We start from the raw sequence: 18,810 nt of genomic DNA, 5'->3' as shown, positions 1-18,810 counted from the left end.
GTCGCCGCCGCTCCCGCCGGCTATCACCGGCTCGGCACATCCGGTCGCCGGGTACCCGGTTCCGCGCGCCGTCAGCCCCCGTACCTGGCGGAGCCCGTGGTGGTACGGGACTCCAGGGAGCGCCGGGTGTCGTTGCCGTAGACGCCGGTCTCGTCGCCGCTGACGCCGTACCACAGCTGGTAGCGGGCCACGGCCTCCCGCAGGGCGGCGTCGTAGCGGCCGTCGGTGGAGCCGCCGCGGTAGACGTCCGGGACGTTCAGGAGGCGCCGCTGGAGTTCGGCGACCTCGGGTCCGCTGTCGCCCTCGCGCAGGGTGCCGGGGCCGTCGGGGTCGCCCGTGCCGGAGGAGGTGGACGCGGGGTCCGGTGCGGGGGTGGACGCGGGGTCCGGGGCGGCGGAGGCGGTCGCGGACGGCTGCCGGGCGCCGGCCTGTGCCGCCGTACTGGCCTCTCCCCTGCCGGGCAGCAGCAGGGCCCCGCCGAACCCGCCCAGCGCGGCCGCGGCCACGGCGAGCGCGACGGCGGCCCGGCGCAGGCCGCGCCCGGGAACGTCCGCCGAGGAAGGGGAGGAGGGGGAAGGGGATGGGGACGCGGGGGAAAGGGACGGAGGTACGGGGTGGGTTCCGCGCCGGCCGCCCGACCGGGACGTCCACGGCTCCCCGGCGGCTGATCTCGGGGCCGCGGGTGCGGGCGCGGCGGCCGGTACCGGGGGCAGCTCCTCGGTCGCGTCCTGGCCGCCGAAGCGGCCGCTGTCGAGGCCGGGGCCGCGGCCACCGTCCTGGCCGTTCTCCCTCCGGAACTCCCTCATCAGCTCGGCGAGCGCGTCCGTCCGCCGTGGCCGTATGACACGGACGGGTTCGACGGGCGGCCCGCCGTGCGGCTCCTCGCGTCCGGGTGGTGTCGACACGGTGCGCTCCTTCCGTTCCTGCCTGCTGCCGGCCCCATCCCGAGGAGAGATACGTGCCGGCCGCCCCGCCGGTTCAGGGAGCCGCCCGCTCCGTGGCCGCGGCCGCCGAGGCGTTGGCGGCGAGGAAGCGGTGCAGCGAGGCCTTCAGCGCGGCGACGAAGGCGTCCCGGCCCGCGTCGTCGAGGGCGTCCAGGGACAGGTACGGGTTGAGGTCCTCCAACTCGACCAGCAGCAGCCCGCCGTCCGGTGCGCGGCACGCGTCGACGCGCTGGATGCCGTGGTCGAGGCCGTTCCAGTCGATGAAGCGCCGGGCGAACTCCAGGTCCTCGCGGGTGGGTTGGTACGGCCGCAGCAGCCAGCGCCGCTCGGGGTCGGGGGCGTGCAGGGCGTACTGGAAGTCGTGGTCGACGAAGTAGAAGGAGACCTCGTAGGCGAAGTCGACGTGCGGCTGGACGAGGACGGTGCCGTCGGCCAGGGCGGGCAGCTCCCCGGCGGTGACCGTGCGCAGGCCTATGGAGTCGGCGCCCAGCTTGGGCTTGACCACGTACCGGTCGGCGGCGGGCAGCAGGTGCAGGTCCCCGGGCCGGTCGACGGTGGGGATGACCGGGTAGCCGGCGGCGGTCAGGTCGAGGAGGTACTGCTTTCCGGCCATGTCCGCGCGGCCGTCGAGCGGGTTGTAGACGGGGGTGGAGCGGGCCCGCGCGCGGGTGCGGAAATCGTCGTAGGCGTCCCGGTAGGCGAGGACGGGTCCGCTGTTGCGGACGACGACCGCGTCGAAGGCGTCCATCAGCGCGGCCGCGTCTCGCGGGTGGCACAGGGCCAGGGTGAAGTCCTCGCGCAGGCGGCCGGTCAGCGCGATGTCCTCGTCGCCGTAGCGGCGGCCGCGCGCGGGGTACGCCGGGTCGGTGACGTAGAGGATGCGGGGGCGGGCGGACGGCATGCACGGGCTCCTGAGCTGCGGGGAGGGCGGGACGGTACGGCGGAGAAAGGTTACTTCGCACGGCCCTCGACCCGTCGGGTGCACTCAGTTCCCTCGAAATACTGCACTGAGTGCCATGTACGCGGGCCGGGGATGCTACGTTCCCGTCCATGAGCTCCAGCAGCACCGCGCCCCGCCGTGGCGGGAAGGCCGAGGCGGCGGCCGCGAAGCCGCCCATCCGGGACGCGTTGGTGGCGGCGGCGTTCCGGCTGTTCCTGGAACGCGGGTACGAACAGACCACCGTGGACGACATCGTGGCGCTGGCCGGGGTCGGACGGCGGTCGTTCTTCCGCTACTTCCCCTCCAAGGAGGACGTGGTCTTCCCCGATCACGAGCGCTGCCTCGCCGACATGACGGCCTTCCTCGCCGCGAGCAGCGACGGGGACGAGCCGGTGCGGCGGGTGTGCGACGCGGCCCGGCTGGTGCTCGGGATGTACGCGGAGAACCCGGCGTTCTCCGTGCAGCGCTACCGGCTCACCAAGCAGGTGCCGGGCCTGCGGGCGTACGAGCTGTCGGTGGTCTGGCGCTACGAGCGCGCCCTCGCCGAGTACCTGCGCGGGCGGTTCGCCGGGCGGCGGGACGGGACGCTGGAGGCCGACGTGATCGCCGCCGCGGTGGTCGCCGCGCACAACAATGCCCTGCGCTCCTGGCTGCGTTCGGACGGCGAGGGCGACGCCGGAGCGACCGTGGACCACGCGCTCGGATACGTCCAGGCGGCCTTCGGCCACGCGGAGGCGGAACCCGGCGGACGGCGTTCGGGGGCCGGCGCCGGGGCGTCGGCGAGAACGGCTGCGGATGACGTGGTGGTCGTCGCGGCACGGCGCGGTACGCCGCTGTGGCGGGTGGTGCGGGAGGTCGAGACGGCCCTCGGGCCGTCAGGCGCCGCCCGAGATTAGGGTACGGAGTGCCTCCTCAACTCTTTACGCGTGGCACTCAGTGCCATACTCTGTGGCCGTGCACGGCGGCACGGCGAGCCGCGCACGGCGTGCACGGGTGCCCCGCGCACGCGGGATTTCCGGCCGAGCGCAGGGAGTTGACCAGCGTGTACCACCACTCAGGAAACGTCGCTCATACGGCAGCGGGCTCCGCGACCGGACTGCTCGAGCCCCAGGGCCGCGACCCGGAAGCCCTGTACTTCCAGCGCTGCGGCTGGTGCGGGACCGCCATGTACCAGCGGCTGCTGTGTCCGGTCTGCCGGGGCAGCGAGCTGCGGACCGAGCGCAGCGAGGGCGTCGGCACCGTCCGCCACTCCACCGTCGTGCACCGCAACACGCCCGCCGCGCGCAATGTCTCGCTGGTGGAGATGAGCGAGGGGTTCATCGTGCGGGGCAGGGTCATGGGGCCTCCCATCGGCATCCACAGCGGGGACCGGGTGCGGCTGTCCACGGCCAAGGACCCTGTGCGCGCCGAGCCGGTCTTCCAACTGCTCGACGAGCCGCTGCGCGCCTGGAGCTGACGACGGCCCGGGTCCGGCCCCCGGCGTCCGCCGCGGACGCCCGGTCGCGCTCACCGCTGGGCCCGGCGCCGACGCCCGAGTCCGCCGCGCCCCTGCCGCCCACCGCGCCACCGGGGCCCGCTCCCCCGCCGCCGCGGCACAGGGCGCCCAGGGTCAGCAGGGCGCAGACGACGTACACGCAGCCGGGCCAGGCGAGCAGCGCCGGATACGTTCCCGGGGCGACCGCGAGGTGGTCCTCCGCGCGGATGAGCTGCGGCACCACCCGGGCGCCTGCCGCCGACGCCCACGCGGCGAGCGCGAGGAAGTCGAGCGCACGCCATCCGTGCGGGCCGTGCAGCAGCCGGACCATCGCGGGCACGCACCAGATCCAGTGGTGGCTCCAGGAGATGGGGCACACCAGCAGCCCGTACAACTCCGCGACGACCAGGGCCCCGAGCCGGTCGCCCCGGCGGGCGGTGACCCACAGGGCGTACGCCGCCAGCGCGGTCACCAGCAGGCACGCCACCAGCCAGACCACGGTGGCCGTGTGCCCCGTACCGAGCAGTCTGTCGAGGGCTCCGCGCAGGGACTGGTTGCGCACCGACCACTCGGGGCCCATCCGCCGGGTGTCGGTCATCAGGCCCGACCAGTAGCGGGCCGATTCGCCGGGGGCGACGCACCAGGCCAGGGCCGTGGCGGCGGCGCCGGTGACGGCGGCCCAGGCGGCCGCACGCCACTGCCGGGTCGCCAGGAGGTACAGCCCGGCGACCGCCGGGGTCAGTTTCACCGCGGCCGCCAGCCCCACGGCCGCCCCCCGGGCCGCGGGCCGGACGGGCAGCGCCAGGCCGGCCATCACCACCGCGCCGAGCAGCAGGTTGACCTGGCCCTGGTCGAGGGTGTGCCGCACGGGTTCCAGCCAGAGTCCGACCGCCGTCCAGAGCAGGGCGAGGTTCCTGGCCCTGCCGTCGGCAAGGGGTCCGAGCAGCCGTACGGCGCAGCCCGCGACGATCAGCAGGGACGCCACGGACAGCACCTGCCACAGCACCACCGTGACCGCCCAGGGCAGGCGGGAGGGCGCGAGGAACACCAGGGCGGCGAAAGGCGGGTAGGTGAAGGGAAGCGACGGGATGGGCGGGCCGGTGCGCAGCGCGTAGTCGTAGAGGTCGCCGGTCAGCAGGTGGCCGGCGGCCTCGTGGTAGACGCGCAGGTCCAGCGGCCGGGTCGGGTGGGTGACCACGGCCAGGATGTGCAGGCCCACCGACGCGGCCAGACACCAGCCGGCACCGCCGATGGGCCGCTGTCCGGTCCCCCGGCTTCCGGCTGGGGTCTGCCCACCCTCCCCGGCCGGGGTCCGGCCGGCTCTTCGGCTTTCGGCCGGGATGTCTCCGGTCTCCTGTCTCCCGGCCGGAGTGCTTCCCGTCTCCCGGCCTCCGGCCGGGATCTCTCCGGACTTCCGGCTCTTGACCCGGATCTCCTTCACGGCACCAGCCCCGTCAGGTCCGTCCGAACGCGTCCGCGGCCGCGACACGCGCCGGCCCGGGCCAGGCACGCGTCCGCGGGTCTCGGCACGCGCCCGCCAGGTCCCGGCGCCCGTCCACGACTCTCCACGCCTTCGCAGCGTAGACCGCGCGCGTGAACACGAGCGCCGCCACGCGCACCGCGCCTGATCCACCGTCAACACACCTTGACTGGCGTGATCACGTCGGCGCCGGCGCACCTCCTCGGCGCACAGGCAACCCACAGCCTTCGTCCCCCATCCTCCGGGACGCCAGAGGCCCCCGGGACCGCAGGGGGCGCGTGCTGCGAGGAGGGGACATTGATCCGTGCCCGGCGAACAGGGGTCACCGCGGTGGCGGTGCTCGCCCTATTGGGGGCGGCGCCCGTCGCGGCGCAGGCCCGGCAATCCGGTGAGCCGAGAACGCCTGCCGCGACGGCCGACCGTCACGGCGGGCTGCCGCCCGGCTGGAGCCTCACCGGGAAGGGAACCGGCCGCCAGTTGGTGTGGCGCTCGGACACGCCCGTGCCCATGGGGGACGCGCGCGTCGAGTTCTACGCCGGGGACCGGCTGCTGGGGCGGCCCGTACCCGGCGGCGACGGCCGCGTCTTCCGGCTCGGCCTGGACCGGCTCGGCCCCGACGGTGCGGGGGTTGCCCCGCGCCTTGACGATCTGCAAGTACGCGCCGCGGGGCGGAGGCTGGACGCGCCGCCCGCCGCCGCACCGCACGCGCCCGGCAGCGGACTGGCGGCCGGGGCCACGCATCCCGCGCCGCTCCCGGCGAACGGCGTCGACCCCGGAAAGCCCGGCCCGTACCGCACCCTCACCGGCGAGTACACGCTGAACTCCGTGCGCCTGCCCGGGTTCCCGGCGCCGGTCGAGATGCGCGCCGTCGTAGTGGCACCGCGCGGTGCCACCGGCCGCCGCCCGCTCGCCCTGTTCCTGCACGGCCGCCACGCCACCTGCTACAAGCCGCACACCGACGAGGTGACCGGCGACTGGCCCTGCCCGGCCGGCACCCGGCCCGTTCCGAGCTACCGCGGCTACCTCCAGGACCAGCAACTCCTCGCCTCCCAGGGCTATGTGACCGTGTCGATATCGGCCAACGGCGTCAACGGCCAGGACTCCGCGGCCGAGGACGGCGGCGCGCAGGCCCGCTCCTCGCTGGTGCGTGCGCACCTGGCCCGCTGGGCCGGCTGGGCCGCCCACCCGGCCACGGCACCCGGCGCCGTGCGGAAGGCGCCGCCGGCCGACCTGTCACGCGTGCTGCTCGTCGGGCACTCGCGCGGCGGCGAGGGCGTCAACCGGGCCGCCATGGACAGCCTCTACCCGCCGCCCGCGAGCCAGGACCCCCTGCGCGGCCCGGCCCGCTGGAACATCAAGGGGATCGTCCTCATCGGCCCCACGGTCTTCGGCCAGAACCCGGTCGCGGACGTGCCCTCCACCACGATCCTGCCCGGCTGCGACGGCGACGTCTCCGACCTCCAGGGCGAGGTCTACGTCGACGGCACGCGCGGCGTCAGCGGGGGCGCCGCGCTGCACAGCGCCGTCTACGTGACCGGCGCCGACCACAACTTCTTCAACACCGAGTGGACCCCGGGCAAGGCCGAGGCGCCCGCCGAGGACGACTTCTACGACATCCCCGACCAACGCGACCCCGTGTGCTCGCCCGGCACCCGCACCCGGCTGACCGCCGACCAGCAGCACCGGGCCGGCGCCACCTACATCGCCGCGGCGGCCCGGCTGTTCGTCGCCGGGGACGACCGGGTACGGCCGCTGCTCGACGGGTCCGGCTTCCGGGCGCCCTCGGCGGACCCCGCGCGGGTGCTCACCCACGCCGTGGGCGCCGCGCGCACCGGCGGCTTCCTTCCCGACGGGCCGGTCACGGTGACCGGCGGACGGCTGTGCTCGGCGGTGGACCCCCGCCCGTCCGTTGCCTGCCTCGGCTCCGGCACGACCGGCCTCTCGCCGCACTTCGCCCAGTGGGAGACCCCGCGGGAGACCGGCCGCCGTGCCGTGGCGCTGCGCTGGACCGCCGCCGGCTCCGCGACCCGGATACGCCCCTCGGCGCCCGTCTCACTGGCCGGCGCCAAGGACCTCGCGCTGCGGGTGTTCGTACCTCCGAACACCACCGGGACCCGGCTGGAGGCGGCCCTCACCGACGCCTCGGGCCGCCGCGCGGTCCTCGGCACGGCCGGGGTGGACGGGCTGCCGGGCAGCGAGCGGACCGCCTCCTACTGGGCGCGCGAGGTGCGCGTACCGCTGACCGCCGCCGCACGCGCCGGTCTCGACCTGCGCCGGGTGACCACCCTGGAACTGACTCCGCGCAGCCGCTCCGGCAGCGCCTGGCTGATGGACGCCTGGGGCTGGCGCCCCGGGACTCCGGCGGTCCGTGCCGCCGCGCTGCCCCGCGTGGACGTCGGCAGGCTGACGGTCAAGGAGGGCGACTCCGGCGTGCGCACCTACCGGGTGCCGGTACGGGTGTCCGGGCACGACAGCGGCCAGGTGCGGCTGTACGTCCTGGACCCGCTCACCGGCGCCGGAAAGGACCGGCTGGTGACGGTGCGGCCGGGCGGCCACGACATCGACGTCCCCGTGCGCGTGGCGGGCAACACCCGCTTCGGCTACGACGTCTCCCACGACGTCATCGTCAAGGCGGTCCACCACTCGGTGATCGGCGCCTACCGGGGCGGCGTGACCGTCGAGAACGACGACCCGCGGCCCACGGTCACGGTCACGCCGCTCGCCACGCGGGTGACCGAGGGGCAGCCCCTGAAGTGGCGGGTGAACCTGTCGGCGGCCGCCGACGTGGACCTCTTCCCGTCGTTCGTCGTACGGCCCGTCGCCGGCGGCGGACCGGAGCTGTCCACCAAGGACGTCGACGCGACCTGGCTGCGGGAGAACACCGGGGCGTCGCCCGACCCGGAACGCCCGCTGTCCTCGATCGAGGACTTCATCCTGACCGTCCCGGTCCCCGCGGGCCGGCTGAGTGCGGAGGTGACCCTGCCGACGGTCAGGGACTCGGTCAAGGAGCAGCCCGAGTCGGTCCGCTTCCAGTTGACGGACGACGGGGGCCGGCCCCAGGAAGGCGGCCCGGAGCTGAACGGCACGGTGCTCGACGCCTCGTAGGGCGGCGGTGAGTAGGACGGAAGGCCGGCCGCGCGGATCTGTCAGGGTCCGCACGGCCGGCCTTCCGCAGTCCGACTACGTGTTGTTCCCGATGAGTTCGGGGAACCGGCGGGCGAAGAGCCAGCCGGTCCCCCCGTCGGCGCGCACGCCGTGGCTGATCGCGCCGGCCGAGGGCTGCGGCGATTTCGGCCGCCTTCGCCATCATGCGCGCCGGCTCACTCCTGGCTGTGCTCCCCGCTGAGCAGGCCGATCTCGATGGCCCGGCCCGGGTCGCTCCAGATCCCCATTGCGGTCTTCATGCGCAGGAAGCCGAGCCTGCCGTAGAAGTCCTCAGTACCCGGGTTGGCGTAGAGAATGATCTTCTTATGGCCGTCGGCGAGCTCCACCAGCCTGCGCATGATGGCGGATCCCAACCCTCGTCCCTGGTGGTCGGGATGGACCGCCACATCGCCGATGTAGGCGCAGTCCACGCCGTCCGCGAGCGCCCGGCCGGCCCCCACGAGCGCCCCGTCGGAGTAGACGAAGCAGACGAACATGCTGTTGCCGAACACCGTCGCGAGCGCCTGGGGAGACTTGTTGCCCAGCGGCGCCACCCGGTACAGGTGCGCCAACTCCTCCAGGTTCACGTCGTCGACGCGGTGCACCCAGGAATATCCGTCCACGGCCTGTCCCCTCAGCTCGATCCGTTCAGTCGAAGCGTAGGCTGCCGGCGCGTTCCCGCTTCAGCTCGAAGAAGTCCGGGTGTGCCGAGAGGGTCCGCACCGCGTCGAAGATTCGTGCGGCCTGCTCGCCTCGCGGGATGCTGTTCATCACCGGGCCGAAGAAGGCCGTTGAGTCGATGTGCATCGTAGGCGTGCCCACGTAGGCACTCGCCGTGGGATCCTTGCCCGCGTCGTGGCTGCGCTTCAGTACGGCGTCGTACTCGGTGGAACGAGCTGCCTCCGCGAGGCTCGCCGGGAGCCCCAGCTCGGCCAGGGACTCGGCGGTGACCGCGTCGAAGTCCTTGTTCCCCTTGGTGTGGATGCGGGTGCCGAGGGCGGTGTAGAGGTCGCGGAGCACGGCTTCGGAGTGGTGCTCGGCCGCGGCCGTCGCGACGCGGACCAGGCCCAGGGAGCGGTCGACGAGCTCGCGGTACCACTCGGGCAGCTCGTTGCCCTCGTTGTGCAGGTACAGGCTCATGATGTGGAACCGGACATCCAGACGGCGCAGCGGCTCCACCTCGAGGATCCACCGCGAGGTGATCCAGGCGAAGGGGCAGGCGGGGTCGAAGTAGAAGTCGACACGGGTTTGTGGCGCGGATGCTTCATCTGTCACGTCAGCGACGTTACGCGCGCATTGGAACATGCGTGAGATCCAATCCCGTGACAATATCCTGGTCCACTTCGGCCGTCCTGGGCGTCGACCTCCATCTGGATCCGGCCCAGCGGGCGGCCGACAGTCCGGGCTCGAGCGGGCGCTCCGGGAGGCGATCCGCACGGGCCGGCTCGCCCCCCGCGCCCGGCTGCCCGCGAACCGCAGGCCGGCCGCCGAACCGGGCCTGCCCCGGGGAACGGTGCAGGCGGCCTACGAACGACCGTCGAAAGTCGCTCGACCTGGTTACCTCCTTGAAGAGATCCTCTGGGCATGGAGTTCCTCTGCTACCACCGCGACCGGCCCGGCTCCGTAGCGCTGCGGTACGAGCTGCTGGAAGACCATTGGTCCTACATGGACCGGTACGCGAAGGAGATGATCGCCAGGGGTCCAACCCTCGCTGACGACGGCGACACACCCACCGGAAGTCTGCACATAGTCGGCCTGCCCGATCCCGCCGCCGCCCGCGCGTTCGCCTTCGACGAGCCGAACTACCAGGCCGGCGTCTACCGGGACGTGCTGCTGCGACGGTGGCGCAACACGCTGGGGCGCACCATGTGGGACTTCTCCGGCGGCCGGACCGGCGGCAACCGGTACCTGGTACTCGGCCTCAGCACGGGGCAGGCCGTGGATCTCGCCGTGCCGCCCGGCCGGGACGATTTGATCGCATACGGGCCTCTGCTGTCCGACGACGGCGCCACCTGGCTGGGCACGGCGGCCTTGGTCCGGGCGCCCGACCCGGACACGGCACGGGCCATCCTGACCCAGGACCGGTACGCCGACATCGAGGTGCACAACTGGCAGTTCGGCGGGCGGCCGTCATGACCCCAACTGACAGTGCACCCGCCGGCACGGCATACCCTCCCGTCACCGGCGCACCTCCTCAAGCTGCACCCGGCGCTGCCGCGCCCACCCCTGCTCACCCAGTCGCTTCCCACCGACGGCCAGGCCGGGACGCCTGCCTCACCCCCCACCGGGGAGCGGTGTCAGGACGCGCGTGCGCCCGTCGGGACGGTCGCGCCGAACCGTCCCGGGGCGTCAGGCGGTTGCCGTTCTCATGCGGCGCACCGCCTCCGTGAGGATGTCCGGGGAGGTGGCCAGGTTGAGGCGGGCGTGGCCCGCGCCGCCGGTGCCGAAGGGGATGCCGGAGCTGAGGGCGACACGGCCGCGGTCGAGGAAGACCTGCGCGGGGTCGTCGCCGAGGCCGAGGGCACGGCAGTCCAGCCAGGCGAGGTAGGTGGCCTCGCCGGCGCGGTGGGAGACGCTGGGCAGGTGCTCGGCGAGCAGGCCGGACAGGAGACGGCGGTTGGCGTCCAGCCCGGCGAGCAGCGCGTCCAGCCACGCAACGCCCTCACGCAGGGCCGCGGTGTGGGCGATGACGCCGAGGTGGCTCGCCCCGTCGGCGACCTCGCCGGGCAGCCGGGCCAGGTCGGCGGCGGCCGCGGGGCCCGCGACGGCGACGGCGGCCTTGACGCCGGGCAGGTTCCAGCCCTTGCTGGCCGACATCAGCGACAGTCCGCTCTCGCCGCCCGGCACGCTGAGGTACGGCACGAAGCGCACGCCCGCGGCGACGAGCGGTGCGTGGATCTCGTCGGCCACGACCCGTACGCCGTACCGGTCGGCGAGGGCGGCCACGGCGATGAGCTCGCCCTCGGTGTGCACGGTGCCGGTCGGGTTCTGCGGGCTGCACAGCAGGTAGGCGGCGCGCCCGCCGTGGGCGACGGCCGACTCGAAGACTTCCTCCAGCGCGGCGAGGTCCAGGCGGTGGTCGGCGCCGAGCGGGGCCTCGAGGACCTTCCTGTCCATGTGTGCCACGAACTCGTAGAACGGCGGATACACCGGCGGGCTGACGACTACCGGGTCACCGGGCCCGGTCACCAGCTTGAGCATCTCCACGACGCCCAGCATCACGTCGGGCACCAGCGCGGTGCGCCCCACCGCGAGCCCGCCCCAGTCCCACCGCCGCTCCGCGAAGGCGGCGAGCGCCTCGGCGTAGGCGGTGCCCGCGGCGTAGCCGGTGTCCCCGATGGCCAGCGCCTCGGTGACCGCGCGCACCACGGGTTCGGCGAGCGGCACGTCCATCTCGGCCACCCACACCGGCAGCACGTCGGCCGGGTACGCGCGCCACTTCTCGCTCGTGCGCAGGCGCAGGTCGTCGAGGGTGAGGACGGCGAGGGGGTTCGGTTCACCGGACGTGTCGCGCGGGATCCTGTTCATGGGCTCAACATAGGGCGCTCACGGCGCCACGCGGAACGGCGAGGCCGGGGGCGCCGCACGGTCCGTGGCGGCGGGCGGCGAAGAAGATCATGCCCGGCTGAACGCGTCCGTGCCCCGGCACGTATGGAGGTGGGGCGCTCAACGACCGGAGGGCCCCGCGGTGTTGAGCGCCGCGTGTTCGGGTTCGGGAGCCACGCATGAGGCACGCACGACGACGGGTGGTCCGGCGAGTGACACGGCTGACGGCCGTCGCGGGACTCCTCCTGGGCGGGGGGATGGTCACGCACGCGGCGATGGCGAGCGAGGCCCCCGGCGCCGCGGCGACCCTGCGCAGCGCGTCGCAGTCGCCCGGCGGAACCGGCGGAACCGGCGCCGGCCTGGTGGCGCGCCTCGGCGACGCCCGTACGGCGGGCAGCTGGATCGGGTCCGACGGGCGTGCGGTGGTCGCCGTGACCGACGAGAAGACGGCGCGGGAGGTGCGGCGGGCGGGGGCCGAGGCGAAGCTCGTGCGGCACAGCATGAACGAACTCGAGGCAGCCACCGCGACGCTGCGCGCGGCCCCGAGGGTGGCCGGCACGGCGTGGGTGACGGACTACCGCACCAACCGGGTCACCGTGGAGGCCGACAGCACGGTGTCCGCCACCGACTGGGCCCGGATGAGGAGGGTCGCCGACGGCATCGGCGGCGGTTTCGTGCACATGCGGCGGACCGAGGGCCGCTTCACCACACGGCTCAACGGCGCTCAGCCCATCCTGTCGACGGGCGGACGCTGCTCGGCCGGCTTCAACGTGACCAACGGGCAGAGCGACTTCATCCTGACCGCCGGGCACTGCGGTCCCGCCGGGTCCGTCTGGTTCGCGAACAGCCAGGGCGACCAGCAGCTGGGCAGGACGGTGAGCAGCACCTTCCCCGGCAACGACTTCTCCCTGGTGCGGTACGACTCGGGCCGCGCCGGGCAGGGCGCGGACGTGGTGGCGATCGGCGGCGGCAACGGCGTACGGATCACGGGGGCCGGGGACGCGAGCGTGGGGCAGCGGGTGTTCCGCAGCGGCAGCACGAGCGGGCTGCACGACGGCGAGGTGACGGGGCTGAACGCCACGGTCAACTATCCCGAGGGCACGGTCACCGGCCTGATCCAGACGACGGTGTGCGCGGAGCCGGGCGACAGCGGCGGCCCGTTGTTCTCCGAGGGGGTCGCGCTGGGTGTGACCTCGGGCGGCAGCGGCGACTGCAAGACGGGCGGTACGACGTTCTTCCAGCCGGTGACCAAGGCCCTGACCGCGCTGGGCGTGAAGCTGATCGTGTCGGCGCCGCAGCAGGGCGCGGGCGCGGCTCCCTCGGGGACGCCGTCCGGCGCGGCCACCCACAGCGCCATCGCGCCCGGCGGGACCTCACCGGGCTCCTCGGCGCCGGTGACGGGCGGCACGCAGGGCGCCACGCTGCTGGCCCGGCTGTCCGACCCGCGCAGTGTGGGCCCCGGGCTGCTGATCATCGGGGGCAGCCTGATCGCGCTGGTCGCGACCCGGTGGATCCGCTCGGAGCAGGACCGCAAGGCCTACCAGCGGTACTACTCGGCGACCTGGGGCTGACGGCGGCCCCGGGGGGCGACGGAAGAGGAAGACCCGGCCGGGAAGAGAAGACCCGGCCGAGAAGAAGAGAAGGGCACCCATTCGCTCATGGGTGCCCGGGGACGATGGTCCGCTCGCCGGCGGTGGCCGGTGAGGAGGGGCGGTCAGGCCGCCTGGGCCGGGTCCGGAGCGGCCATGGCCCACTCCATCACGAGGCGCTGGTAGATCTCGCGCTGCTCCGTGGTCAGTGTCCCGCCCGACCGGCGCCACAGGGCCCGGATCTCCTCGTTGACCTCCGCGGCCGATCGCTCGGAGACGGCTTCAACAGTGGTGGACATGCCGTGAAGCATATGCCGATCGACGTGAAGACGCTGTGAATAAGTATGAGCAATACGGACATACCGGACCGTGTTGCTCATCACGTCAATTTCACGCCGCTGATCAGGCAGTTCACCCTCCGGAAGGGTCGCCACGAGTGTCCCCTCCCCTCCGCTCAGGTGCCCGGCTTGCGTCCGTACACGAAGACGTCGTCGCCCTTCTTCAGCAGCGACCAGTACTTCTTCGCGTCCGTCGTCGTCATGTTGACGCAGCCGTGCGAGCCGGGCGGGTTCCACATGCTCAGGCCCACGGAGTGGAAGGCCTGGCCGCCGTCGAAGAACTGGCTGTAGGGCATGGGCACGTTGTAGACCGTGGAGACGTGGTCGATGTCACGCCAGTAGATCTTCTTCAGTCCGGTACGGGTCTCGTAGCCGTCGCGTCCGGTGCGCACCGGCACGGGGCCGTAGACCAGGCGCTTGCCGTCCTGGATCCAGCTGAGCTGGAGGGTCAGGTTGACGCAGGCGATCCGGCCCTTGTTGACGGGGCACTTGCCGTCCTTGTTGGGGTTCTTGCCGACGGCCTTCTGCTTGTTCATGAGGTCCATCACGCCCCAGGTGACGGGCCCGGCGTACCCGATGGCGGGCGTGATGCCGTGCTTGTTCTGGAAGGCGCGGATGGCCGTGCAGTCGGCGGCCGACTGCCGTCCGTCGACCGGCCGTCCGAGGAACTTCTCCACCTGCTTCTGGTACGGCCCCGTCCGCGTCGTGCAGCTGGCGGCCTGCGCCGGAGCCGCCCCCAGCGCGACCGTGAGCGGCGTCACCAGGCCCGCCACTCCCAGTACGACCGCTCCCCGCCTGCCCATGTGTGCCATGCCGGCCCCTCCCCGTGCCTCGCGCAACCGCGCTCTCCGACTCCTAGACAATTGCCGGGGCGTGCGGGTTGTGCGGCACGGCGGCCCGAGACGCAATGGTGACAATCAGGGGCCCAGCCGTCGGCTCAGCCGTCCTGGACCGCCCTGTTGAAGCCGGTGTGGACGGCCGTGAGGCCGCCGTCCACGGTGAGGGTGGTGCCGGTGATCCAGGCCGCGTCGCGGGAGGCGAGGAAGGCCACGGCGGCGGCGACGTCCTCGGGCTCGCCGACCCGGCCGAGGGGATAGAGCTCGCGGACCCGGTCGAGCTCGGCGTCGCGCCCCTCCCACGCCGAGGTGCGGACCGTGCCCGGCATCACGAGGTTGACGCGTACGCCCCGGGCGGCGGCGTCCCCGGCGAGGGTGCGGGTGAGGGAGGCGAGGCCCGCCTTGGCGGCGCTGTAGGCGTGGTTGCCGAAGTCCTGCACGGCGTTCACGGAGCCGATGCTGACGATGGCGCCGCGCCCCGAGGCGGCGAGGTGGGGCAGCGCCGCGCGGCAGCAGCGCTGGGCGCCGGTCAGGGTGACGTCCAGGTCCCGGGCCCACGTCTCGTCCGGGCCGTCCTCGAACAGCGGGGTGTCGGGCGTGCAGTGCGCGGCGCAGTTGACCAGGACGTCGAGCGAGCCGAACAGCTCGATCACGTGCCCCACGGCCTCCTCCACCGACGCCCGGTCGGCCACGTCCAGCGGATGCGCCCCGGCCGCGAGGCCGGCGTCCCGCAGGGCCGCCGCGGTCTTCTCCGCCTGGTCCGCGTCCACGTCGGTGACCAGGACCCGGGCGCCCTCCTCCGCGAGCCTGCGGGCGGTGGCGGCGCCGATGCCGCGTCCCGCGCCGGTGACGAGAACCCCGTACCCCTGGAAGCGACTGATCTGCGTCATGCGCCAGAACCTACTGGCCCGCGCGACCCACCGGGCGGATAACGTGCGCGCATGTCCGTGTTCTGGCAGCAACTCCCCGCGCTCATCGGCGTCGTGATCGGCGCGCTCGGCTCGTACCTGGCCGTCGTGCGCAGCGACCGGGCCCGCTTCCTGCGGGAGCGCACGGCCCGCTGGGAGGAGCGGCGGCTCGCCGTGTACGCCGACTACGCGCGCACGCTGAAGCAGTCGGTCACGCTGGCCTACCGGGTCGCCGCCCACTTCGGCAACGACCCGCATCCGCACCCCCTGGCCCCGGCGGAGGCCGGGCCGCTGCAGGCGCAGGCGGCCATCGCCCGGGACCCCTCCGGGGAGGCGCTGATCATGCTGGGCAGCCCGGAGGTGGTGGACAGGGCCCGGGCGTGGGTCGTGGTGGTCCTGGAGATGGAGGCCTTCCTGCGTGAGGAACGACAGGACCCACAGGCCTGGCAGGTCCTGCTCGCCCGCCAGCGCACGGCCCGCGCCGGCTACTACGCCGCCGTGCGCGAGGACCTGGCACTGCCCCCGGGCCACTCGGCCCGCTGGTCCCTGCCGGACCCGTCGGCGACACCGCCGGCGCCCCGGGGACCGGACGCGCCGGCGCTCTGAGCACCGCCGCCGGATCAGTGGCCCTGGGCGATCCATTCCTGGAGGTGCGGGGCCTCGGCGCCGATGGTGGTGGGCTCGCCGTGGCCGGTGAGGACCTTCGTCTCGGGCGGCAGCGTCAGGAGGCGGTCGCGGATCGAGTCGATGATCGTCGGGAAGTGGGAGTACGAGCGGCCCGTGGCGCCCGGGCCGCCCTGGAAGAGGGTGTCGCCGGTGAAGACCGCGCCGAGCCCCGGGTCGTACAGGCAGACGGCGCCCGGCGCGTGGCCGGGGGTGTGGATGACCGTCAGGTCGGCGCCGGCCGCCTCGATGACCTGGCCGTCGGCGAGGTGCTCGTCGGGGTCGCGGCCCGGGTGGGTCATCTTCCACAGCGGCAGGTCGTCCGGGTGCAGCCAGATGGTCGCGCCGGTCAGCTCCGCGAGGGCGGGCGCCGCGTTGACGTGGTCGTTGTGGGCGTGGGTGCACACGATGGCGGTCAGCCGGCGGTCGCCCACGGCCGCGGCGATGGCCCGGGCGTCGTGCGCGGCGTCGATGACGACGGCCTCGTGGTCGTCGCCGACGATCCACACGTTGTTGTCCACGTCCCACGTGCCGCCGTCGAGCGTGAACTGCCCGGAGGTGACGAGGCGTTCGATGCGCGCGGCCATCACAGCACCACCACCGAGCGCAGCACGTCGCCATGGTGCATCCGCTCGAACGCCTTCTCCACCTCGTCCAGTTGGATGGCCTCGCTGACGAACTTCTCCAGCGGCAGGCGGCCTTGCAGGTGCAGGTCGACGAGCATCGGGAAGTCCCGCGAGGGCAGGCAGTCGCCGTACCAGCTGGACTTGAGCGCGCCGCCGCGCCCGAAGACGTCCAGCAGCGGCAGTTCCAGCTTCATCTCCGGCGTCGGCACCCCGACCAGCACGACCGTGCCGGCCAGATCGCGGGCGTAGAACGCCTGCTTGTACGTCTCGGGGCGGCCCACCGCCTCGATGACGACATCGGCGCCGAACCCGCCGGTCAGCTCGCGGATCGCCTCGACCGGGTCGGTCTCGGCGGAGTTGACGGTGTGGGTGGCGCCCATGGTGCGGGCGGTGGCGAGCTTGCGGTCGTCGATGTCGACGGCGATGACCTTCGCGGCGCCCGCGAGGTACGACCCGGCGATCGCCGCGTCGCCCACGCCGCCGCAGCCGATGACGGCGACACTGTCGCCCCGGCCGACGCCACCGGTGTTGATGGCGGCGCCGATGCCGGCCATCACGCCGCAGCCCAGCAGTCCGGCCACGGCCGGCGAGACGGCCGGGTCGACCTTGGTGCACTGGCCGGCCGCGACCAGGGTCTTCTCGGCGAAGGCGCCGATGCCGAGGGCCGGGGAGAGCTCGGTGCCGTCGGTGAGGGTCATCCTCTGGCGCGCGTTGTGGGTGTCGAAGCAGTACCAGGGCCGCCCGCGCAGGCAGGCCCGGCACTTCCCGCACACCGCACGCCAGTTGAGGATCACGAAGTCGCCGGGCGCGACGTCGGTGACGCCGTCGCCGACCGACTCCACCACGCCGGCGGCCTCGTGGCCGAGCAGGAAGGGGAACTCGTCGTTGATGCCGCCCTGCTTGTAGTGCAGGTCGGTGTGGCAGACGCCGCAGGCCTGGACCCGTACGACGGCCTCGTGCGGGCCGGGGTCCGGCACGACGATCGTCTCGACCCGTACCGGCTCGTTCTTCCCGGGTGCGATCACGCCGCGCACTTCCTGCGCCATGGTGGTGTCCCTTCCGTCGACCGATGTCCGTCTCCCCGACCCTACGCCGTGACTGATCGGTGACGGCACGCGTCGCCCTCGGCGGGCGGCCGAGGTCAGCGCACCGCGGGCACCAGCCCGAATGCCGGCGAGAGCAGCCCGGTGACCTGGTTGAGCCGGCCGAGCTGGCGGAGGTCGCGGACGTGGTGGAGCGCGGAGAGCTGTTCGGAGACGGTCGGGACCTCGGCCCGCTGACCGGCCGGGATCCCGCTGGTGGCGAGCGAGTCGAGCGCTCCGAGCGGATTGAGTCCGCCGGCGGCCGGCGCGCCCGCTGCGGCGGCGCCCGCGGGAAGCGCGGCCAGGCCCGTGACGGAGACGGCGAGAGCGGCGACGGCGACGATACGTCGAGTGGAGATCATGTCCGGAGCAACGTCACCGGCCCCCTCCCGGACACGGCCGCCCCGGCCGGCTCACCCGGGAGGGCGAGCCGGACCGCACGCGCATGAGGGCAAGCCGACCCGCACACCCAGCCCCGCGCCACGGCACACCCCGTCTGCGCTTGCCGAGTGCGGTGGGGCGGGGGAGGCTCGGAGGTGAGGCCCGTCGCGGCCCGCTCCTCCCGGGCCGCGGCCCTCGAAGGAGGTCACCATGGCTACCACGGCAAGCCCCGCCTTCGACACCGGCACCCTGCGCCGCGGCATCGAGGAACACACGGCGTCCGCGCTGCTGTCGCTGTACGCGGACGACGCCGAGATCCGCATCGTGGACCGCGACACCCAGCCCAGTCATCCCAAGGTGCTGCACGGGCGGGACGAGATCGGGGCGATGCTCGACGACGTCTACAGCCGCGACATGACGCACAAGCTGGAGAACTGCGTGGTCCAGGGCGACCGCGCCGCGTTCGTCGAATCCTGCGAGTACCCCGACGGCGTCCGCGTGCTCGCCGAGTCCATGATCTCGCTGCGCGACGGCAAGATCAGCGAGCAGATCATGATCCAGGCATGGGACGAGTAGGAAGGAAGGCCGCCCGCATCCAGGTCAGCTCCCGGCTGACCTGGACTTTCTCGGCCCGCGCGGGCCTGGGCCGGTCCCGTTCCGCAGGCCTCGCACCCTCCCGCGCGGCCACCACGGCGCAGCGCGCGGCATCGGTCGCCCTGCTGCGGTCCCTGCTCCGCGCGGCCCGCGGACCCCGCCCTTGCCACACGCGGGCCCACGCCCTGCGAACCCGCCGCTTCCGCCGCCGCTGAACCGCGCCGGGCGGTACCGCCGCCGGCCGGGACGGCCAAGCGGCACCGGC

The 18,810-nt window shown here is 73.7% G+C and carries 19 protein-coding genes and 1 pseudogene; 8 read left to right on the top strand and 12 right to left on the bottom strand.

Translation table 11 applies throughout. The features are described from left to right. Window positions 1-71: 71 nt before the first annotated feature. Window positions 72-905 (bottom strand): peptidoglycan-binding domain-containing protein, encoded by an 834-nt coding sequence (locus IE217_RS12135; RefSeq protein WP_229865221.1) that lies wholly within the window; start codon window positions 903-905, stop codon window positions 72-74. 73 nt (window positions 906-978) lie between these two features. Further along, complete coding sequence (locus tag IE217_RS12130; protein ID WP_190177790.1) at window positions 979-1,845, bottom strand: ATP-grasp domain-containing protein; 867 nt, start codon at window positions 1,843-1,845, stop codon at window positions 979-981. Window positions 1,846-1,994: 149 nt separating this feature from the next. Here IE217_RS12130 and IE217_RS12125 point away from each other — a divergent pair, with 149 nt between their 5' ends. Continuing rightward, entirely contained in the window at window positions 1,995-2,780 is a 786-nt protein-coding gene (locus IE217_RS12125; RefSeq protein WP_190177789.1) for a TetR family transcriptional regulator, read from the top strand. Window positions 2,781-2,926: 146 nt separating this feature from the next. Continuing rightward, entirely contained in the window at window positions 2,927-3,340 is a 414-nt protein-coding gene (locus IE217_RS12120; RefSeq protein WP_229865220.1) for a Zn-ribbon domain-containing OB-fold protein, read from the top strand. Between the two features lie 400 nt (window positions 3,341-3,740). Here IE217_RS12120 and IE217_RS34660 read toward each other — a convergent pair. Beyond that, window positions 3,741-4,556 (bottom strand): annotated as a pseudogene (locus IE217_RS34660) (glycosyltransferase 87 family protein); the annotation flags it as partial. A gap of 579 nt (window positions 4,557-5,135) precedes the next feature. Between IE217_RS34660 and IE217_RS12110 the strand changes: the two are divergent. Next, window positions 5,136-7,943, top strand: coding sequence for a S9 family peptidase (locus IE217_RS12110; protein ID WP_190177788.1), 2,808 nt, complete (start codon window positions 5,136-5,138; stop codon window positions 7,941-7,943). A 215-nt stretch (window positions 7,944-8,158) separates the two neighbouring features. Here IE217_RS12110 and IE217_RS12105 read toward each other — a convergent pair whose 3' ends face one another. Continuing rightward, a complete protein-coding gene (locus IE217_RS12105) occupies window positions 8,159-8,605 on the bottom strand; it encodes a GNAT family N-acetyltransferase (RefSeq protein ID WP_190177787.1) in 447 nt (148 codons plus the stop codon). A 25-nt stretch (window positions 8,606-8,630) separates the two neighbouring features. Next, entirely contained in the window at window positions 8,631-9,287 is a 657-nt protein-coding gene (locus IE217_RS12100) for a mycothiol-dependent nitroreductase Rv2466c family protein (RefSeq protein WP_190177786.1), read from the bottom strand. Between the two features lie 279 nt (window positions 9,288-9,566). Between IE217_RS12100 and IE217_RS12095 the strand changes: the two genes are divergently transcribed. Further along, complete coding sequence (locus IE217_RS12095) at window positions 9,567-10,118, top strand: YciI family protein (protein ID WP_190177785.1); 552 nt, start codon at window positions 9,567-9,569, stop codon at window positions 10,116-10,118. 213 nt (window positions 10,119-10,331) lie between these two features. Here the strand turns inward: IE217_RS12095 and IE217_RS12090 are convergent, their stop codons facing one another. Next, on the bottom strand, window positions 10,332-11,510 hold the full coding sequence (locus tag IE217_RS12090) for a MalY/PatB family protein (protein ID WP_190177784.1): 1,179 nt from the start codon (window positions 11,508-11,510) through the stop codon (window positions 10,332-10,334). 197 nt (window positions 11,511-11,707) lie between these two features. Here IE217_RS12090 and IE217_RS12085 point away from each other — a divergent pair, with 197 nt between their 5' ends. Continuing rightward, a complete protein-coding gene (locus IE217_RS12085; RefSeq protein WP_190177783.1) occupies window positions 11,708-13,099 on the top strand; it encodes a S1 family peptidase in 1,392 nt (463 codons plus the stop codon). A 143-nt stretch (window positions 13,100-13,242) separates the two neighbouring features. On the opposite strand, the gene IE217_RS12080 is transcribed toward IE217_RS12085, so the two are convergent. From IE217_RS12080 to IE217_RS12070, 3 genes are all read right to left on the bottom strand, one after another. Then, window positions 13,243-13,428 carry a hypothetical protein gene (locus IE217_RS12080; protein WP_190177871.1) on the bottom strand — a complete coding sequence of 62 codons (186 nt, stop codon included), beginning with the start codon at window positions 13,426-13,428 and terminating at the stop codon, window positions 13,243-13,245. Window positions 13,429-13,571: 143 nt separating this feature from the next. Further along, window positions 13,572-14,267, bottom strand: coding sequence for a L,D-transpeptidase family protein (locus IE217_RS12075; RefSeq protein WP_190177782.1), 696 nt, complete (start codon window positions 14,265-14,267; stop codon window positions 13,572-13,574). Window positions 14,268-14,392: 125 nt separating this feature from the next. Beyond that, window positions 14,393-15,181 (bottom strand): SDR family NAD(P)-dependent oxidoreductase, encoded by a 789-nt coding sequence (locus IE217_RS12070; RefSeq protein WP_190177781.1) that lies wholly within the window; start codon window positions 15,179-15,181, stop codon window positions 14,393-14,395. Between the two features lie 51 nt (window positions 15,182-15,232). On the opposite strand from IE217_RS12070, the gene IE217_RS12065 reads away from it, so the two are divergent. Then, window positions 15,233-15,805, top strand: coding sequence for a hypothetical protein (locus IE217_RS12065; protein WP_190177780.1), 573 nt, complete (start codon window positions 15,233-15,235; stop codon window positions 15,803-15,805). A 14-nt stretch (window positions 15,806-15,819) separates the two neighbouring features. On the opposite strand, the gene IE217_RS12060 is transcribed toward IE217_RS12065, so the two are convergent. From IE217_RS12060 to IE217_RS12050, 3 genes are all read right to left on the bottom strand, one after another. Continuing rightward, complete coding sequence (locus IE217_RS12060; RefSeq protein ID WP_190177779.1) at window positions 15,820-16,449, bottom strand: MBL fold metallo-hydrolase; 630 nt, start codon at window positions 16,447-16,449, stop codon at window positions 15,820-15,822. Next, complete coding sequence (locus tag IE217_RS12055) at window positions 16,449-17,534, bottom strand: S-(hydroxymethyl)mycothiol dehydrogenase (protein WP_190177778.1); 1,086 nt, start codon at window positions 17,532-17,534, stop codon at window positions 16,449-16,451. The genes IE217_RS12060 and IE217_RS12055 overlap by 1 nt, the downstream gene beginning before the upstream one ends. A gap of 95 nt (window positions 17,535-17,629) precedes the next feature. Next, window positions 17,630-17,932 (bottom strand): hypothetical protein, encoded by a 303-nt coding sequence (locus IE217_RS12050; RefSeq protein WP_190177777.1) that lies wholly within the window; start codon window positions 17,930-17,932, stop codon window positions 17,630-17,632. Window positions 17,933-18,161: 229 nt separating this feature from the next. Here IE217_RS12050 and IE217_RS12045 point away from each other — a divergent pair, with 229 nt between their 5' ends. Both IE217_RS12045 and IE217_RS12040 read left to right on the top strand, forming a co-directional pair. Beyond that, window positions 18,162-18,527, top strand: a complete 366-nt coding sequence (locus IE217_RS12045; RefSeq protein ID WP_190177776.1) for a nuclear transport factor 2 family protein — start codon at window positions 18,162-18,164, stop codon at window positions 18,525-18,527. Next, window positions 18,515-18,760 carry a hypothetical protein gene (locus IE217_RS12040; protein ID WP_190177880.1) on the top strand — a complete coding sequence of 82 codons (246 nt, stop codon included), beginning with the start codon at window positions 18,515-18,517 and terminating at the stop codon, window positions 18,758-18,760. The genes IE217_RS12045 and IE217_RS12040 overlap by 13 nt, the downstream gene beginning before the upstream one ends. Window positions 18,761-18,810: the final 50 nt, after the last annotated feature.

It is taken from the genome of Streptomyces naganishii JCM 4654 (genome assembly GCF_014650575.1).
GTDB classification, from domain to species: domain Bacteria; phylum Actinomycetota; class Actinomycetes; order Streptomycetales; family Streptomycetaceae; genus Streptomyces; species Streptomyces naganishii.
This window is presented reverse-complemented; position numbering and strand designations above follow the sequence as displayed.

Bases quoted from the DNA above. Each gene is read 5' to 3' on its own strand.
- IE217_RS12055 (WP_190177778.1), bottom strand. From the start codon at position 17,534: ATGGCGCAGGAAGTGCGCGGCGTGATCGCACCCGGGAAGAACGAGCCG.
- IE217_RS12090 (WP_190177784.1), bottom strand. From the start codon at position 11,510: ATGAACAGGATCCCGCGCGACACGTCCGGTGAACCGAACCCCCTCGCC.
- IE217_RS12095 (WP_190177785.1), top strand. From the start codon at position 9,567: ATGGAGTTCCTCTGCTACCACCGCGACCGGCCCGGCTCCGTAGCGCTG.
- IE217_RS12060 (WP_190177779.1), bottom strand. From the start codon at position 16,449: ATGGCCGCGCGCATCGAACGCCTCGTCACCTCCGGGCAGTTCACGCTC.
- IE217_RS12085 (WP_190177783.1), top strand. From the start codon at position 11,708: ATGAGGCACGCACGACGACGGGTGGTCCGGCGAGTGACACGGCTGACG.
- IE217_RS12070 (WP_190177781.1), bottom strand. From the start codon at position 15,181: ATGACGCAGATCAGTCGCTTCCAGGGGTACGGGGTTCTCGTCACCGGC.
- IE217_RS12040 (WP_190177880.1), top strand. From the start codon at position 18,515: ATGGGACGAGTAGGAAGGAAGGCCGCCCGCATCCAGGTCAGCTCCCGG.
- IE217_RS12100 (WP_190177786.1), bottom strand. From the start codon at position 9,287: ATGTTCCAATGCGCGCGTAACGTCGCTGACGTGACAGATGAAGCATCC.
- IE217_RS12045 (WP_190177776.1), top strand. From the start codon at position 18,162: ATGGCTACCACGGCAAGCCCCGCCTTCGACACCGGCACCCTGCGCCGC.
- IE217_RS12080 (WP_190177871.1), bottom strand. From the start codon at position 13,428: ATGCTTCACGGCATGTCCACCACTGTTGAAGCCGTCTCCGAGCGATCG.
- IE217_RS12130 (WP_190177790.1), bottom strand. From the start codon at position 1,845: ATGCCGTCCGCCCGCCCCCGCATCCTCTACGTCACCGACCCGGCGTAC.
- IE217_RS12050 (WP_190177777.1), bottom strand. From the start codon at position 17,932: ATGATCTCCACTCGACGTATCGTCGCCGTCGCCGCTCTCGCCGTCTCC.
- IE217_RS12075 (WP_190177782.1), bottom strand. From the start codon at position 14,267: ATGGCACACATGGGCAGGCGGGGAGCGGTCGTACTGGGAGTGGCGGGC.
- IE217_RS12125 (WP_190177789.1), top strand. From the start codon at position 1,995: ATGAGCTCCAGCAGCACCGCGCCCCGCCGTGGCGGGAAGGCCGAGGCG.
- IE217_RS12065 (WP_190177780.1), top strand. From the start codon at position 15,233: ATGTCCGTGTTCTGGCAGCAACTCCCCGCGCTCATCGGCGTCGTGATC.